The organism is Gammaproteobacteria bacterium, assembly GCA_029884425.1.
Classification (GTDB): Bacteria; Pseudomonadota; Gammaproteobacteria; order S012-40; family S012-40; genus JAOUHV01.
In genome coordinates this window covers 43,381-61,164 of record JAOUHV010000004.1, presented here as the reverse complement: position 1 = coordinate 61,164, position 17,784 = coordinate 43,381, and the positions used below count along the sequence as shown (strand labels likewise).

Below are 17,784 nucleotides of genomic sequence, written 5' to 3'. Positions count from 1 at the left end.
AAAGCCCTCGTAAGAGGGCTTTTTTTCGGATGAAAATCAGTTACAGGTATCGCACTTCAACGACTTCGTATTCACGAACACCGCCTGGTGTTTGTACACTCACGAAATCGCCTTCCTCACGACCAATCAACGCACGCGCAATCGGTGCGTTCACTGAAATGCGACCTTCCTTGATGTTCGCCTCGTCGTCACCCACGATCTGGTAAGTTACCTCACCACCGTTTTCCTCATCGGATAAAACCACCGTGGCGCCGAAAATCACTTTGCCATTGGCATTAACTTCGGTCACATCGATAATTTGCGCGTTCGACAACTTGCCTTCAATTTCCTGAATGCGACCTTCGATAAAACCCTGCTGCTCACGCGCAGCGTGGTACTCCGCATTTTCTTTCAAATCACCGTGTTCACGCGCATCAGCAATAGCCTGGATGACACGAGGACGCTCGACAGTTTTTAGATGATTCAATTCTTCACGCAGTTTTTCCGCACCGCGCACTGTCAAAGGTACTCTACTCATCCCGCCAGCTCCTTATGTAAACTTTGAATTGAATTAACGCTGTTTTTATCCAGTTGTTTGATCGCTTCAGCCGTCGCCAAACCACCTGCAATTGTCGTGGTGTAACACACTTTGTGCTGCAACGCTGCGCGACGCATGTCAAACGAATCAGCAATCGCCTGTTTGGTTTGCGCAGTGTTAATAATCAAATTCACTTGACCATTCTTAATCATATCCACGATATGCGGACGACCTTCGGTCACTTTATTCACGCGCTCGTTGGCAACACCTGCCTTGGTCAACGCATCTGACGTGCCGCCAGTAGCGAAAATATTGAAACCACTGCTGACCAGCAGCTTCGCAACTTCGATCGCTTTGGACTTGTCACTGTCCTTCACGCTGATAAACGCATTGCCTGAAGAAGGCAAAATTACGCCTGCGCCCAACTGCGCCTTGGCAAATGCCTCACCGAAAGTCCTACCCACGCCCATGACTTCACCGGTAGATTTCATCTCTGGACCCAACACAGGGTCAACACCAGGGAATTTAATGAACGGGAACACGGCTTCTTTGACCGAAAAATACGGCGTTTTCGGCATTTCTTTCAGACCTTGCTGAGGCAATGTTTGACCGACCATGCAACGCGCTGCGATCTTGGCCAAAGGCACACCCATCGCCTTGGAAACAAACGGCACGGTACGAGACGCACGCGGATTAACTTCGATCAGATAAATCTCTTCGCCTTTAACCGCAAACTGCGTATTCATCAAACCTTTCACGCCCAATTCCAACGCCATCATGCGAATTTGTTCGCGGATGCGTTCCTGAATGGATTCGCTCAGATTGTATGGAGGCAACGAACACGCGGAGTCGCCAGAGTGAATTCCCGCCTGCTCGATGTGTTGCATAATGCCGCCAACAACAACATTTTCACCATCGGACACCGCATCAACGTCAATTTCAATCGCGTCATCCAGGAAACGATCCAGCAATACTGGCGAATCGTTGGAAACAGATACGGCCTCGCGCATGTAGCGCGCCAAATCTTCTTCGCTGTAAACGATTTCCATCGCGCGTCCACCCAATACATAAGATGGGCGAACAACCAGTGGGAAACCAATTTCTTTGGCCAATTGCAGCGCCTGCTCTTCACTGCGCGCAGTAAAGTTTGGCGGCTGTTTCAAGCCCAGTTTTTGTACCATTTGCTGGAAGCGCTCGCGGTCTTCTGCGCGGTCAATCGCGTCAGTCGACGTACCGATAATTGGCGCACCAGCTTTTTCCAGCGCGTTAGCCAATTTCAGCGGCGTTTGACCACCATACTGCACGATCACGCCCTTGGGATTCTCTTTGAGAATCACTTCCAACACATCTTCCAGTGTCAGCGGTTCAAAGTACAAACGATCCGATGTGTCGTAGTCCGTAGAAACCGTTTCAGGATTGCAGTTAACCATGATGGTTTCGTAACCATCTTCACGCATGGCCAATGCAGCGTGCACACAGCAGTAGTCGAATTCGATGCCCTGACCGATACGGTTTGGACCACCGCCCAACACCATGATTTTGTCTTTATTGGTCGGCTGTGATTCGCACTCTTCGTCATAAGTTGAGTACATGTACGCCGTTGCTGTCGCAAATTCCGCCGCGCACGAATCAACCCGCTTGTACACCGGGCGCACCGCCAGTTTATGACGATATTCGCGCACGCTGTTTTCCGAGCTGCCCAACACTTTTGCCAAACGCGCATCAGAGAAACCTTTGCGTTTGTACTGGCGCATCGTATTGGCATCGATGTCATTCAAGGATTTGCCACGGATTGCGTTTTCCATCTCCACCAACTCCTGAACTTGGATCAGGAACCAGCGATCAATCTTGGACAAATTAAACACGTCATCCAGTGAAAAACCTGCGCGGAATGCATCACCGATGTAGTACATACGATCAGCGCATGGCACTGCCAGATTGTGGCGAATCAGATTATTGCGCTCTTCGTCTGGCAAATTGCGATCAACGATTTCATCCAAGCCGGTTTTGCCGGTTTCCAGGCCACGCAATGCTTTTTGCATGGATTCCTGGAAGGAACGACCAATCGCCATCACCTCGCCCACAGATTTCATCTGTGTCGTCAGAGTGGCATCCGCCTGAGGGAATTTTTCAAATGTGAAACGTGGAATTTTGGTAACCACGTAATCGATGGACGGCTCAAATGACGCCGGTGTCGCACCACCAGTAATGTCATTTTGCAGTTCGTCCAGGGTGTAACCCACGGCTAATTTTGCCGCCACTTTGGCAATCGGGAAACCAGTCGCTTTGGAAGCCAGCGCCGATGAGCGTGACACGCGAGGATTCATCTCAATAACGATCATGCGACCGTCATCAGGATTGATCGCAAACTGAACGTTGGAACCGCCGGTATCCACACCGATTTCACGCAACACCGTCAGCGAGGCATTGCGCATGATTTGATATTCTTTGTCCGTCAGCGTCTGTGCTGGCGCCACGGTGATAGAGTCACCGGTGTGCACACCCATAGGGTCAAAGTTTTCAATGGAACAGATAATGATGCAGTTGTCCTTGCGGTCACGCACCACTTCCATTTCGTATTCTTTCCAACCCAGCACGGATTCTTCGATCAACAGTTCATTGGTCGGTGACAAATCCAAACCGCGTTCGCAAATTTCGCGATATTCATCGTGGTTGTACGCAATACCGCCACCGCTGCCACCCATGGTGAATGACGGACGAATAATCGCCGGATAACCGATGGACGGAATCACCTGCTCGGCTTCTTCCATGCTGTGTGCCACAAAAGAGCGCGGCGTGGACAAACCGATTTTGGTCATCGCCTCGCGAAAACGCTCACGGTCTTCCGCTTTGTCGATGGCATCTTTGGAAGCACCGATCATTTCAACGTTGAATTTTTCCAGCACGCCATGACGATCCAGATCCAGCGCACAGTTCAACGCCGTTTGGCCACCCATGGTCGGTAACAACGCATCAGGACGTTCTTTTTCGATGATCTTGGCGACAGTCTTCCAATGGATGGGCTCGATATAAATCGCGTCCGCCATATTGGGGTCGGTCATGATCGTCGCCGGATTGGAATTGATCAGGATGACACGAAAACCCTCTTCGCGCAGCGCCTTACACGCTTGAGCGCCGGAGTAGTCGAATTCGCAGGCCTGCCCGATAACAATCGGACCGGCACCGATGATCAAAATGCTTTTAATGTCGGTGCGTTTTGGCATGGTTTCTCAATAATCTCGTAGTAAATTTAATTAGGCCTTGTGCGCCACAATCATGTCGGCAAAGCGATCAAACAGCATTTCCACATCGTGTGGACCCGGGCTGGCTTCGGGATGTCCTTGGAAGCTGAATGCAGGCACGTCGGTACGGCGAATCCCCTGCAGGGTTTGATCAAACAGCGAACGATGCGTAGCCACCAAATTCGCTGGCAGATTTTCTTCCAGCACCGCAAAACCATGGTTCTGGCTGGTAATCATCACCTGCCCGGTTTCCAAATCCTGCACCGGATGGTTGGCACCATGATGACCAAACTTCATCTTGCCGGTTTTGGCACCACTGGCCAACGCCAACAGCTGATGCCCCAAGCAAATGCCAAACACAGGAGTTTTGGTTTCCAAGATCTGGCGAATCGCTTCGATAGCGTACGTGCAGGGTTCAGGATCGCCTGGGCCATTGGACAAAAACACGCCGTCTGGCTTGAGCTTCAACACCTCAGCTGCGGGCGTTTTAGCGGGCACAACCGTCACACGGCAGCCACGATCCACCAGCAGACGCAGGATATTGCGCTTCACGCCGTAGTCGAACGCGACAACATGGTGCGGCAAATCCTTCTTCGCCATGTGCGGATGACCTTCACCCAGCGCCCATACGCCATCCAACCACTCGTATTTTTCTTCGGTGGTCACTACCTGCGCAAGATCCAAGCCCTGCAGACCGGTAAATGATTTGGCTTTGGCCAGTGCGCCGTCAGGATTCAACCTGGGACCGGCCATAATACAGCCATTGAGCGCACCTTTTTCGCGTAGCAGGCGTGTCAGACGACGAGTGTCGATATCTGCAATCGCCACCACGTTGCGCTCTTTCAGATACGCATCCAATGACTGTTCACTGCGCCAGTTACTAACGATAGGCGACAATTCGCGAATGACCAAGCCCGCGGCATATACGCCAGGGCTTTCCGCGTCCTCGCTGGTGACACCGACATTACCAATATGCGGGTAAGTCAACGTGACAATTTGGCGGCAATAGGAAGGGTCTGTCAAAATCTCCTGATAACCAGTCAGCGCGGTGTTGAATACCACTTCACCGACCGTGTGACCTTCTGCACCAATAGAGACCCCGTGGAAGACGCTACCGTCTTCAAGGGCAAGAATGGCTGGCTGCCTCAAGGTATCCCCCATGTATACGTGCAAAAACGGGAGGTATCCAACACTGGAACCCCCCGTCAAAAATTCGCTTGTCTTATATGCGACCGTTTCGGTGCCGGGATTGTACGCAATCCAGACTAAAGTGTCTACGGACACGAGACCAGTTTTGACCACCCTAACGATCAATGAAGCAGCAATCAATGCTGCTCAAACAAGCACTTAAAGAAGGTAAGTTAGGTTATTTGTAGCTGTAATCGAAGCGAGTTATCTTCAGTTCGCCGTCCTGAATACGCAAACTGACCTGAAGATCGCCCTCAAAAGTTTTAAGCTTGCTGTTATCATCGCGCACAACCCGAACAAGGAAGCGTCCCCGCCCCTCAACCTGGCCGATGCTGCGATTCCAACGCATGTCGTTCAAATCAAACCGCCGGAAAGACGTGCTCTCAAACAGTGAACGGTAATCTGCCGAGATCTGATCAACCCCACGCCGGTCATTGGTCCGGGCTTCCGTGGCAAACAAGCTGATGAAGCTGCGCAAATCACCATTCTCGTAAGCCGCACGGAATTCATCCACCAACTGCTCAACCTCTTGCACAGTTACCGGCTGAGGTTCTGGCTTGGCCGGTTTAACTGGCTTCTCTGGCTTTGCCGCTGACTCTTTGGCTGCCGCCGGCTTGGGTTCCTTCACAGGCTTGGCAGGTTTTTCAACCTCCGCTTTGGGTTCCACTGGCGCAGGGATCGCAGGCTCCGCAACCATTGCAGCTTTTTGATCCGGATTCTCAGGTAGTTTATCAGCTACCGCCGGAGCAGCATTGGCTGCATCCAACTCTTCCACGGGCAAACGCTGAATGGGGGTAGCGTTGCTGCCACCAACCGCATCACCCGCTGGCGCCAACCCGGCAACTTCCAACGACGTTTCCCGCGCCAAGTCACTTTTGACGCTATCCGCCCAGTCACTTTCAAAAAAGTAACTCACACCACCAACCACCGCAAACAACAGAACCAACCCCACCGCTGAAACCCGCTTTTTCCAGTCTCCACCCTTATTGCCGGAACTAGCCATGGGAGGAGGCGTTTGCTCGACCGGCTCGGGAATAATTTCCTGTGGTGGCGGCGGCAATTGCGACATCATCACCGGCGATCCCACGGTCGCAGGCCGCAACGTCGAGACAGACTCCACCACAGGTACAGCATCCGCCGCCGTTGGCGTTGCGGTGGCATTGCCTGCCATCTCGGAATCCGGCAATTTGCCTACGCTCGCGAGGAACGCATCATACTTCGCTCGCCCCTCATCGTTGCGCAAGGTGGCGTAGGCCTGATTGATCCGGCGAATATAGGTGCTATCCCAATGTTGTTTGTCACGCTCCTGTTCAACCTGGAACAGGCGGAACATGTAGCGATAGTGATTTTTAATTTTTTCAGCGTCTGCCGAGGTGTCTATCGCCAATCGACGATAATAGTCACTGCTCTTTTCCAGCAACTGCTGCTTAAAGCAGGCACGCAACGCATCACCCAGCGGCTCTCGCTGCTCATTGGTCAACAAGCCTTTGGTGAACACCGCCAACGACTGCTTGCCCAGCGCCAGCTCCAGCAACACCGTCATGTAGACGGGCATGGGCTCCAGGGCGGGCTGCTGGCCATCAAGCAATGCCTGCAGCACGGCAACAATCGCGATATCCGGGTTCGTTTCGTCGAAGGGAACCACCACCACATCCTGACGAGGCATGGCCATCGTCGACGCCGAAGCGTTACCTCCGCTGACCAAGCGCAGGCCAACAGGCGGCGGCGTGCGATCATCCGTCGTCTCAAGCATGCTGCTATCAATGGCGCTGGTCAGCTCATTGCGCGCATATTCCAACTGGCTGGCACTGACCGTCTGCAACGAATCAATCTGACTGGCTCGATCCGGATGCTCAGTTTCGAGCATCAATTCGCGGCCCACAGTACGCACCGCGTCGGTATCAATTTCGTAAAGTTCTTCCAGCGCCGAGTATAAAAACAGACGATCACAGAAGGTATTGATGCGACGAGGCACGCCCCGCGTCAGCAGGAACACCATATCCAGTGCACGCGACGTCACCACCGGACGTTCTTGCCAACCGGCTACCCGCAGGCGATGCAAAATGTAATTGTGGGTTTCATCCTTGTCCATGGGCTCAAGGTGGGTCGCTGCCACCACCCGCTGGCGCAACTGCTCCATATCCGGGCGCTGCAAAACATCACGGAACTGCTGCTGGCCCAGCAGAAAAATCTGCAGCAGCGCGTGTTTGCCGTGGTAGAAATTGGACAACATCCGCAATTCTTCCAATGAATCGACGGGGAGATTTTGTGACTCATCAATCAGCAGCAGGCAGTGGTAGCCAGCGCGATATTTCGTCAGGAAGAAATTTTCCAGACGATTAAGCAACGTCGCTTTGGGAACGTTTTCGTGGGAAATACCAAACGACGCAGCGGCCATCCGCAGCACATCATCAGCTTCCAGGTGAGTGGTATTGAGTTCGCCGACAATGACCTTGTCGCGGCCAATTTCGGTCAGAAGTTCGCGCGCCAGCGTCGTTTTACCGGTACCCGGCATACCAGTGACCACAATGAACCCTTCGCGCTGACTCAAGCCATAACGCAAATAGGACAGGGCTCGCTTATGCCCCTGGCTGCCGAAGAAAAATTCCGGATCAGGATTCAGACGAAATGGCAGCGATTTAAAACCGTAAAACTCGTTATACACTCAATATTTTCCCTAGGTCCGTATGACCGCATTCACCCGGTTATCGGTGAAACCACAGACAAATTAACCGTTAGTCAGTTCATTTCCATGAAAACGTGTGGATTATAAAGGATTCGTGCAGTACAGACAGTATTTTGCGTAAAAAATTTCGACAAATCTGCCCTCTCCCTCGCCATATTCCCGACGCTGACCGGTGTTTTTACCATGATTTCCCCCGGCATCAACATCCCACAAACGCACTATTCGCCAAAAAACAGTTCCGATACAATGGGTTCTAATCACACGCAGGACCCCTTCCCATGACCGATACCGAGCATCCCTTCGCCCCCTATATCCGCATCCTGGGTAAAGGAAAAAATGGCAGTCGCAGCCTGACCCTGGATGAAGCCCGCGAATCGATGCAGATGATACTCAATGACGCCGTCGACCCCATGCAGCTAGGTGCCTTTTTGATGCTGATACGCGTCAAAGAGGAATCCGCCGAAGAAGTTGCCGGTTTTGTCCAGGCCAACCGCGACACCACTGGCAAGCTGGCCCTGCCCCCTGTTGATCTGGACTGGTCGAGCTATGCCGGCAAGCGCCGCCAACTTCCCTGGTACATGCTCAGTGCCTTTTTGCTGGCTGGGCACGGCATTCGCGTTTTGATGCAGGGTTCCAGCCCGCACACGCCAGGACGAATCTACAGCGAAGACGTGCTACCCCACTTCGGACTTTCCAGAGCCCATTCCATTGCAGCGGCGGCCAACGATCTGCAGCAGCACAATTTCGCCTACCTGCCACTGGATGTTTTCGCACCGCGTTTGCAACAAATCATCGACTACAAACCCATCCTCGGACTGCGTTCGCCGGTGCACACCGTCGCCAGAATGCTCAATCCGGGCAACGCCGCGCATTCTATGCAGGGAATATTTCACCCAGGTTACCAACGCATTCATCAGCAAGCCTCGCTGCTGCTGGGCGACAAACACAGCTGCGTGTTCAAAGGCGAAGGCGGTGAAGCTGAACTCAATCCCGATGCCGACTGTGAAATCTATGCCGTCAATCAGGGCGTCGACAGCATCACCCACTGGCCAGCCATGTTTAGCAAGCGCCACGTCAAAAACGAAAGCATGGATGTGTCACAACTGAAACAAGTTTGGCAGGGCTCACGCGCAGACGAATACGGCGAAGCTGCCATCATTGGCACTTGCGCCATTGCGCTAATCACTCTGCAGCGGGAAAAAACGGCCGATGCGGCATTGGCGCTGGCGCGACAACTTTGGCAATCACGCGACAAAACACGCTTCGATTAATGATCCGATCGCATTAACTGCTGCCAACCATCACCTGCGCCGTTCGATGCCTCATGACTCATCGCCGTCGGTGTTGCTGGAATCATCAGCAGATTGAGTTGTGGTTCGCGCAACTCAATCTGCAGCGTGGCGACATCGGCGATGGTTAAATAAACAATTCGCTTTCCTGTTTTGGCCAGGTCTGCCCAGTATTGCCAATTAGGCTCGCTAACCCGTTGTCGCTGCGCATCGCGACGACACCACTCCACGATAACTTCATCAACCTGCTCATCCACAAACACCCAATCGGCTTTTTGCATTTCCCGACTGGCCTTGAGGCTTAGCATTTCTACATCATCGGAACCAATACCGATCACCGTCAACTGCGCCCCGCCCGACAACGCAGGATCAGTTGCACTTAACAGTTGCGCGATTTGCTGCTCTGCCTGGGAAATATCACCACCAGCAAGCACCTGTCCGCCAATTCGCCCTTCAAAAACACTTTCCCAAAATCGCCGCCGCCCCGCCATGCTGACAATGTTATCTTTCACCTGCTGTCTAAACACCGCCGCCAACTGCGCCAATCGCCCGTATTGCATTGGGATCAATGCCTCCAGACGTGCGCGCAGCATTCTGGCCAGCACCGGCGCACTGCCACCACTGGACACCGCAACCATTAACGGCGAGCGATCGATAATCGCCGGCATCACAAAACTGCACAGCGCCGGACTATCCACCACATTCACCGGTAAATGCCGCTGTTTGGCGAGCTCAGAAACCTGCGCATTGATATTCGCATCGTTGGTCGCCGCAATCACCAAAGCCACGCCGTGCAAATCATCCACGCAAAACGTGCGCATTGCCACGCTAACTTCACCACGATCACGCCATGACAGAATCGCGCCGCAACATTGTGGTGCAACCACAAACACATCTGCACCGGCTTTGAGCAACAACCCCACTTTGCGTGCGGCCACATCACCAGCGCCCACCACCAGCACGCGCTGCTGCGTCAGTTGCAAAAAAATCGGAAAATATTCCATCGCTCACCCAATACTCATTCGAACACATACATTGTCCCGTTATTCAGTCGACGGAACAATGCCAATGGTGCACACTAGGCTGCTGCTTTTTTCGCTGGAGACCATCATGAACACCACCATCGACCCCAAGTGGGGACAACCCGATCCCACCCATGATCCCTACACGCTGGCCAATTTTCAGCCCAGAGCAACCGACGTGTTAATCACCACCGGCCCCAAAGCCGGCACCACCTGGATGCAACAAATACTCCATCAACTACGCACAGGTGGCGATGACACATTCAGCAACATTGACGATGTCGTTCCCTGGCTGGAATTTCCGCGCCCAGAATTAACCCAGGCGCAGCGCCAACAGCAACTGGAACAGATGAGCAACCCGCGCCTGTTCAAAACTCACTGCACTTACGAGCAAACTCCAGGCGCTGACATCGCGCGAATCATTTTAACTTTTCGCGATCCTCGCGACTGTTGCGTCAGTTTTTATCATCATCTTCGCGATATGACTGACGAAGCGCGCGAGGCGCACAATATTCCCGTCCCCTCGTCTCTTGAGCAGCACGTTGAAAAATGGCTGGGATTTGGTTCCTGGTATCGCAACGTATCCAGCTGGTGGCCACATCGCAACCAGGACAATGTGCTGTTACTGCGTTATGAAGATTTGCTGACTGACTTTTCGGCCAACATCGAGAAAATTTTGCACTTCCTGGACTGGGAACTGACCGATGCCCAGAAACAACGCGCCACAGAATTCGCCTCGTTCGCCTGGATGAAGCAGAACGCGTCGCGCTTCATGATGCTGCGCCAAGGAAAGCCAGCGTTTAAGCCTTACGGTTTCATTCGCAAAGGTCAAAGTGGCGATGGTAAAGCCCACTTAACCCCTGAGATGGAACAGGCTATTCTGCAAAAAGCCTACGACAGCCTGAGCGATGATTGTCTTGCCTTTCTGCATCTACGCTGATGATGCCTGCTGAATTTTTTCCAAAAAGAAAGCGCCACGTTGAGTGGCGCTTTTTGATTTCTTGGCCAGAATATTCTAGCTGCGTTTCCAGCTGGTTTTACCGGCAGCATCTTCCAGAATAATTCCTTCAGCCTTGAACACGTCGCGAATGCGATCCGCTTCTGCCCAGTTTTTGTCGGCCCTGGCCTGGTTACGCTGAACAATCAACGCTTCAATGTCAGCATCGGACAAACCACCTTCGCTGGCCAAACCACGGAAATACCCATCCACATCTTGCTGCAACAAACCAAGCTGGGCACCAAAACCACGCAACACGCCCGCGATTTCTGCCGCAGCCTGGGTTTTGCCTTCGCCTTTGAGACGATTGATTTCCTTAACCACATCAAACATCACCGAAAACGCTTCAGCGGTATTGAAATCATCGTTCAGCGCAGCGTAAAAACGCGTGGCGTATTCGCCAGATTCCGTCCCCGCCAGCACGGGCAAATCACGCAATGCTGTGTAAAAACGATCCAGCGAGCCTTTGGCCTGATCCAGATTGTCCTGGCTGTAGTTCAACGGACTGCGGTAATGGCTGGACAAAATAAACGCCCGCACCGTTTCTGCCGAATATTTTTTCAGCACATCACGCACGGTGAAAAAGTTGCCCAGCGATTTGGACATTTTTTCCTGGTCCACCATGATGTGACCATTGTGCATCCAGGTATGCGCAAAACATTTGCCGGTTGCACCTTCGGACTGGGCAATTTCATTTTCGTGATGGGGAAATTTCAAATCCATGCCGCCACCATGAATGTCAAAGCTGTCACCCAAACAATGGGTAGACATCGCCGAACATTCAATGTGCCAGCCTGGGCGACCATTGCCCCAGGGCGATTCCCAGTAAGGCTCGCCCGGTTTTGCGGCTTTCCACAGCACGAAGTCCATCGGATCATCTTTGACTTCATCGATTTCCACGCGTGCCCCGGCCTGCATATCGTTGAGCGAGCGCCCAGACAATTTGCCATAGCCTTCGAATTTACTCACGTCGTAGTACACGTCGCCATTGTTCGCTGCGTAGGCCAAACCTTTTTCAATCAAGGTCTGCACCATCTCAATGATTTGCCCAATGTACGCGGTGGCGCGCGGCTCCTGATCAGGACGAATCACGCCCAGCGCATCAGAGTCCTTGTTCATCTCATCAATGAAACGCCCAGTCAGTGCATTAAAATCTTCGCCATTTTCGTTGGCGCGTTTGATGATTTTGTCATCGATGTCGGTGATGTTGCGAATGTAAGTCACCGATTTCTCGCCATAGAGTTTGCGCAAATGACGATAGACCATGTCGAACACGACCAGTACGCGCGCATGCCCCAAATGGCAATAGTCGTATACGGTCATACCACACACGTACATCCGCACATTGTTCGGATTCAGCGGGGTGAACTTCTCTTTCTTTTTGCTCAGGCTGTTATAAATTTGCAACATGATTGGGCGCTTCTTTTCTTTACATCAGACAGGCGCGCAGACGCTGGGCGATACGCTCGGGGCCTAAAATCACCATCAATTTGGACATTTCCGGTCCACCCAATTCGCCAGTCATGGCTGCCCGCAGCGGCGTAAACAGAGCCTTGCCCTTGGCGCCGGTGTGCTTTTTGATTTCATCGGAGAAGGCCTTGAAATCGGCAGGATGCAAATCCAGCGCAACCAAAGCCTGTTCAAAAAACTGGCGACCAGCATCCACAACAGCTTCGCGCATATCGTCGGACAAATTGAGCGGATCTTCATAAATTACTTTCGCCCAATGCAACGCGTGCTCAGGGAAGCTGACATTGGCACGAATCAAATCGATAAACTCGGCGCGTCGCTCCTCGCCCACCAGATCACGAACTTCCAGCCCCATCCAGTCCCAGATTTTTGCTTCATCAGCTGCCGCCAACGCCTGGTGCTGCCAATGCAGCAATTGATGCGGATCGTATTTAGCCGCAGATTTGCCCAAGCGCTCCAGTGAAAACTTGATTCCCAAATCGTCCACCGACATGAATGTGTCGTCTTCGTAATAATGACCCAAACGCGCCAGATAATTCACCACTGCTTCAGGCAAATAGCCATGCGCACGCAGTTCGCGAATGCTGCGACTGCCATGACGCTTGGACAACGGTGAACCATCATGGCCAACAATCATGGAAATATGCGCGTAGGTCGCTTGTGGCAAACCCAGCGCCTGCAGAATCAGTTGCTGGCGCGGCGTGTTGGCCAAGTGATCTTCGCCACGCAATACGTGGGTTACTTTCATCAGCGCATCATCAATCGCATTGCTGAAGAAAAACGCCGCCGTTTTGTCGCCACGACGAATGATGAAATCACCGATGTCGTTGGCAGCAAAACTCTGCTTGCCACGCACCAGATCTTCGAACTCAATCTGTACGTCTTTGGGCACGCGGAAACGCAAGGTCGGATTGGGATTTTTCTTCAGCGCCTGTTCGCGTTGCTCGGCGCTCAGGTGGGCGCACTTGCCACTGTAGCGCGGTGGTTTGCCTGCGCTGCGCTGGAATTTACGCTCCAGGTTCAGGTCAGTTTCTGAACAAAAACACGGATAGGCCGCATCCATCTCGACCAGCTTGTCGTAGTAGGCGTTATAAATCTCGGCGCGCTGAGATTGAAAATAGGGTTCCTGATCACCGCCGACAATGGGGCCTTCCTGCCAGTCCAAACCCAGCCAGGTCAAATCCTCCTGCAGCGAGTGCACAAATTCCATGCGGCTGCGCTCTTCATCGGTGTCCTCAATGCGCAGCAAAAAACAACCGCCCGCGCGTGCTTTCAGCGCATTGAACAACGCGGTACGGGCATTTCCTAAGTGAATGTAACCTGTGGGACTGGGCGCAAAGCGCGTTTTTACCGACATAATGTTTGAAAACCGTCTTGTTTGGCGTTGAATAATGGGCGCTAATTATTGTCCACGAAGGAATAGTTTGTCCAATTCCCCCAAGCCCAACTGCACCCAGGTGGGGCGGCCATGATTGCACTGGCCGCTGCGCTCGGTACGTTCCATGTCCCGCAGCAAAGCATTCATTTCAGCAATGGTCAGGCGGCGATTGGCGCGCACCGAGCCATGACAAGCCATGGTGGCCAGAATTTCGTTGCGCTTTTCCTGGATGCGGGTGCTACTGCCCAGCTCCACCAGGTCAGACAACACATCACGAATCAGCTCGCTAACCTCTGCCTCGCGCAGCAGCGCAGGTACCTGGCGCACCGCAATGGTCTCAGGTCCCATCACGTCCAGCTCAAAACCAAATTGGCTGAACAGCTCGGGGTTTTCCTCAACCAGGCGACTTTCCCGCTCGCTGACTGCGACCATAATCGGTACCAGCAGCGGCTGGGCGCGAATACCCTCGCCCTCCAGCGCAGTTTTCATCCGCTCGTAGGTGATTCGTTCGTGCGCCGCATGCATATCGACCAGCACCATACCCTGTTCGTTTTCTGCCAGGATGTAGATGCCTTTGAGCTGGGCAATGGCAAATCCCAGCGGTGGAACTCGCTCCTGTTCCGCAGGCGATTGCGCTGCGGCCATGGCAAACCCGGCATCCATTCCACCTGTCCGAGGCGATGGTGCGGAAAAAACGGATTGATAGGCCGGACGCGATTCCTGCACCGCCAGGCTCATGTGCTGCTGTTCTGGTCGCGACGCGGCCATCGTGCCCGACATCGACGACGTCAAATTCAATGCTGGGCTGCTGGATTCTTTACCAACCAACTGCTCCGGCTTCACCTGCGCCAAGGCATCGTGCAGTGAGCGAAACAGAAAATCATGCACCAGCCGACCTTCGCGGAAACGAACTTCGCTTTTGGCCGGATGGACGTTTACGTCCACCAGAGCCGGGTCCAGCGACAAGTACAACACGTAGGCCGGATGCCGCCCGTGATAAATGACATCCTGATAGGCTTGGCGAATGGCGTGGGTCACCAAGCGATCCTTGACCATGCGACCATTGACGAAAAAGTACTGCAAATCCGCTTGGCTGCGAGTAAACGTAGGCAAGCCCACCCAGCCACGCAGCGTTAATCCCGCGGCACTCATTTCCACGTGGACCGCGCTATCGATAAACGCTTTGCCACAGATAGTTGCCACCCGTTTTTCCATACTGAGCTGATCAGTGGCCGCAGGCAGGCGAAACACTTGTTTGCCGTTGTGTTTAAGCTGTAAACCCAGATCGAATCGTCCCAACGCCATGCGCTTGACCACCTCTTCGAGATGGGTAAATTCGGTTTTTTCGGTGCGCAAAAACTTGCGACGCGCCGGGGTATTAAAAAATAAATCGTGAACCGCGATAGTCGTTCCCACCGGATGGGCCACGGGCTCCAGATCCAGCACATCGTCTCGACCATCGGCGCGCACTTTCCAGCCGGTTTCGTCGTCAATAAAACGGGTTTTCAACTCCAAACGCGACACCGAGCTAATACTGGGCAAAGCCTCGCCACGAAACCCCAGGCTTCCCACGGTTTCGAGTTCTTCCAGTGAATAGATTTTGGAAGTAGCGTGCCGGCTCAGGGCCAGCGGCAGGTCGTCCTTGTGGATGCCCGAACCGTCGTCGCGGATGATGATGGACTTGATTCCGCCCTGCTCAATGTCGATGTCCACCTGGGTTGCACCGGCATCGATACTGTTCTCCAGCAGCTCTTTTACCACCGAGGCTGGGCGTTCGACCACTTCTCCAGCGGCAATCTGGTTAGTGAGAACAGCAGATAAGCGTTTGATTCTTCTAGGATTCATAAGCAATTCATGGCTGGCAGTCGCAGTATTATACCGCATCCCGCCCAGCCATGAGCAGCGCCTTCCCAAAATCAAAAACGGCAACCGAGGGAACTCGGTTGCCGTTCACAATTCGGCTGAGAGGGTTTAGAACAACTCGACACTGCCCTCGCCGGTTCTGGCGTCGGCGGCGATACTGATTGCCGTTTGAATGGATTTGCCTTCCATCAGTGCCTCGAACATCAGACGATCTTTTTCGGTGTTGTAGCGCGACTTCATGTCACTGCGGAATTGCTCCCAGGCCGCGGCGTCATAGCCCCCCTGGCGTTCCAGCATTTGCATCATTTTGTTCATACTGCGCACATTGTGCTGCAGGCGCTGGGTTAATTTGTCATAAAACTGGAAACCCACCGTACTGTCCTGCACTTTATCCAGATAGGTATCGCAAATTTTTTCTAAATTTGCTTTGGCGGCCTGCTCTGTCTGCGCCACCTTCAGCCCCGCCAAGCCGACTTTGATTTCATGTACATCGCGCACCATGTCCATAAACGTTTTGGTCAGTTCCCTGATCGATTCTGCAGAATCTTTCAACGATAGGTTTATTTCGGCCTGCGAGACTTTGAGAAACTGCTCAATTTCCCGTTCCATTACCGTCTGATCCCGCTCTAGCATGCTCATCAATATTCCCCCTTTTCTGACTCAATTTGCTTTAGGCGTAAGTACGTTTAAGCACACTTTGCTTTTTGTCCCGTCGCCAAACGCGTCCTTCTTGAATATGGACACCACCGACCCAACGATCAATGCCATTCAATGTGATGTTGTCGGTCGTTTCCGCCAAAATACTAAATCCGATATTCGTGATATAAAAATGCTGCCGCATAAAGTCTTCACTGCGAACTTCAGGAATCGGCGTATTGCGCTTCAGTGCCAGTATTGGATGCTTACAGGTGAGCATTCGATGCAAAATTCGTTTGCAGGCCTGCAGATTCATAAACGGCATGTGTTCCTTGCGCTGGGCCATCTCAAAAATAGCTCCCGGCAAACTGACTCCCGAATACACCACTTGCGCAATTTGCCTTTCCGAGCGCGACAGCCCGGTTTCTTTTTCCGGGTATTCTTCCAACAGACGCACAATGGCATCTTTCAAAAATGGCAGTAATGGCATTTTTTCATCACGCAAAGCCATTAATTGCTTGGGAGTATCTGCTGTGATTGCTTTCCAGACGCGAGCCGCCAGGTCCATCTGGTTTACCGAAATATCAAACCGGTCTCGGTAGAGCTTTTTAATTTGATCCGGGTGCAAATTTTCCAAGCCGGTAAAGCGAAACACGCCACGCACGTGGCCGGCATACACCAACTCCAAACGAACCCCGGACATTGTCTGCTGGGAAAACCAATTCAGGAGTTGTAACAACTGCAACTGATCCAGCAGGTCGTGATCAAACCACAAGCAAACGCTGTCAAAACGCCGAAACTGGCGCAGCGCTTCGTCACGTCGTTCAAAATTTCCGTAAATGGAATAAAACGTACCCCAATTTGCGTCGGCAAAATGCTTGGCGCGAATTTCCGACAAGGTTTCCAAAGACTCCGCCAGAATGGGTCCTTCGTACAGCGGATCGCGCCAGGCGAGACCCTCGCCTTCAATCCCTGCCGCCTTTATCAGCGCCAAGGTATCTGGATGATTGACAATATGGAGAACTTTTATGGTCATAACCCTTGTTTTTCAACCAGTTACATATAAAACCAAATAAGGCGCGTTGACTTCCCGCCACTACAACTTACATTTGCACAATCGATGCCTGACAAAAGAAATTAAGCCAAATTACACTGGTGATGAGTATAGAAATGCGCGGATGGGCAGAGTATAATCACGGCCTCTTTTAAATAGCCCGAAAAAGCTGGTGGTTAAAGAACAATATGGCGAAAGAAGACAATATCGAAATGGAAGGCACGGTTGTTGATACCCTGCCCAACACCATGTTCCGCGTAGAGTTAGAAAATGGCCATGTGGTTACTGCGCACATTTCTGGAAAAATGCGCAAGAATTACATTCGCATTCTGACCGGCGATAAAGTCACCGTGCAGCTGACACCATACGATCTGTCCAAAGGACGTATTGTTTACCGCGCCAAATAAAAAAAGCCGACTTTAAAGTCGGCTTTTTTCTCACA

General features: G+C 52.5%; 13 protein-coding genes. 3 read left to right on the top strand and 10 right to left on the bottom strand.

All coding sequences use genetic code 11. The features are described from left to right. Nucleotides 1-40 precede the first annotated feature (40 nt). The 4 genes from greA to OEW58_01815 all read right to left on the bottom strand — a co-directional run bounded on the left by greA (nt 41) and on the right by OEW58_01815 (nt 7,612). Entirely contained in the window at nt 41-517 is a 477-nt protein-coding gene (gene greA, locus OEW58_01830) for a transcription elongation factor GreA (GenBank protein ID MDH5300085.1), read from the bottom strand. Further along, on the bottom strand, nt 514-3,741 hold the full coding sequence (gene carB, locus OEW58_01825) for a carbamoyl-phosphate synthase large subunit (GenBank protein ID MDH5300084.1): 3,228 nt from the start codon (nt 3,739-3,741) through the stop codon (nt 514-516). The genes greA and carB overlap by 4 nt, the downstream gene beginning before the upstream one ends. Nucleotides 3,742-3,771: 30 nt before the next feature. Continuing rightward, nucleotides 3,772-4,908 carry a glutamine-hydrolyzing carbamoyl-phosphate synthase small subunit gene (carA, locus tag OEW58_01820; GenBank protein MDH5300083.1) on the bottom strand — a complete coding sequence of 379 codons (1,137 nt, stop codon included), beginning with the start codon at nt 4,906-4,908 and terminating at the stop codon, nt 3,772-3,774. 217 nt (nt 4,909-5,125) lie between these two features. Continuing rightward, on the bottom strand, nt 5,126-7,612 hold the full coding sequence (locus tag OEW58_01815) for an XrtA-associated ATPase (GenBank protein MDH5300082.1): 2,487 nt from the start codon (nt 7,610-7,612) through the stop codon (nt 5,126-5,128). A 299-nt stretch (nt 7,613-7,911) separates the two neighbouring features. On the opposite strand from OEW58_01815, the gene OEW58_01810 reads away from it, so the two are divergent. Next, entirely contained in the window at nt 7,912-8,904 is a 993-nt protein-coding gene (locus OEW58_01810) for a glycosyl transferase family protein (GenBank protein MDH5300081.1), read from the top strand. Here OEW58_01810 and OEW58_01805 read toward each other — a convergent pair. Continuing rightward, nucleotides 8,901-9,926 (bottom strand): SAM-dependent methyltransferase, encoded by a 1,026-nt coding sequence (locus OEW58_01805; GenBank protein MDH5300080.1) that lies wholly within the window; start codon nt 9,924-9,926, stop codon nt 8,901-8,903. The genes OEW58_01810 and OEW58_01805 overlap by 4 nt on opposite strands. A 106-nt stretch (nt 9,927-10,032) precedes the next feature. On the opposite strand from OEW58_01805, the gene OEW58_01800 reads away from it, so the two are divergent. Continuing rightward, nucleotides 10,033-10,884, top strand: coding sequence for a sulfotransferase domain-containing protein (locus tag OEW58_01800; protein MDH5300079.1), 852 nt, complete (start codon nt 10,033-10,035; stop codon nt 10,882-10,884). Nucleotides 10,885-10,959: 75 nt separating this feature from the next. Here OEW58_01800 and cysS read toward each other — a convergent pair whose 3' ends face one another. From cysS to OEW58_01775, 5 genes are all read right to left on the bottom strand, one after another. Further along, nucleotides 10,960-12,351 (bottom strand): cysteine--tRNA ligase, encoded by a 1,392-nt coding sequence (gene cysS / locus OEW58_01795; protein ID MDH5300078.1) that lies wholly within the window; start codon nt 12,349-12,351, stop codon nt 10,960-10,962. Between the two features lie 19 nt (nt 12,352-12,370). Further along, entirely contained in the window at nt 12,371-13,768 is a 1,398-nt protein-coding gene (gene gltX, locus OEW58_01790; GenBank protein ID MDH5300077.1) for a glutamate--tRNA ligase, read from the bottom strand. Nucleotides 13,769-13,813: 45 nt separating this feature from the next. Further along, nucleotides 13,814-15,634, bottom strand: coding sequence for a DNA mismatch repair endonuclease MutL (mutL, locus tag OEW58_01785; protein MDH5300076.1), 1,821 nt, complete (start codon nt 15,632-15,634; stop codon nt 13,814-13,816). Between the two features lie 126 nt (nt 15,635-15,760). After that, the gene (locus tag OEW58_01780) at nt 15,761-16,291 is read right to left on the bottom strand and encodes a hypothetical protein (GenBank protein MDH5300075.1); all 531 of its coding nucleotides are present in this window, start codon (nt 16,289-16,291) and stop codon (nt 15,761-15,763) included. A gap of 31 nt (nt 16,292-16,322) precedes the next feature. After that, nucleotides 16,323-17,324: a hypothetical protein gene (locus tag OEW58_01775; protein ID MDH5300074.1), complete on the bottom strand. Its 1,002-nt coding sequence runs from the start codon at nt 17,322-17,324 to the stop codon at nt 16,323-16,325. Between the two features lie 206 nt (nt 17,325-17,530). Here OEW58_01775 and infA point away from each other — a divergent pair, with 206 nt between their 5' ends. Continuing rightward, a complete protein-coding gene (gene infA / locus OEW58_01770; GenBank protein MDH5300073.1) occupies nt 17,531-17,749 on the top strand; it encodes a translation initiation factor IF-1 in 219 nt (72 codons plus the stop codon). Nucleotides 17,750-17,784 lie beyond the last annotated feature (35 nt).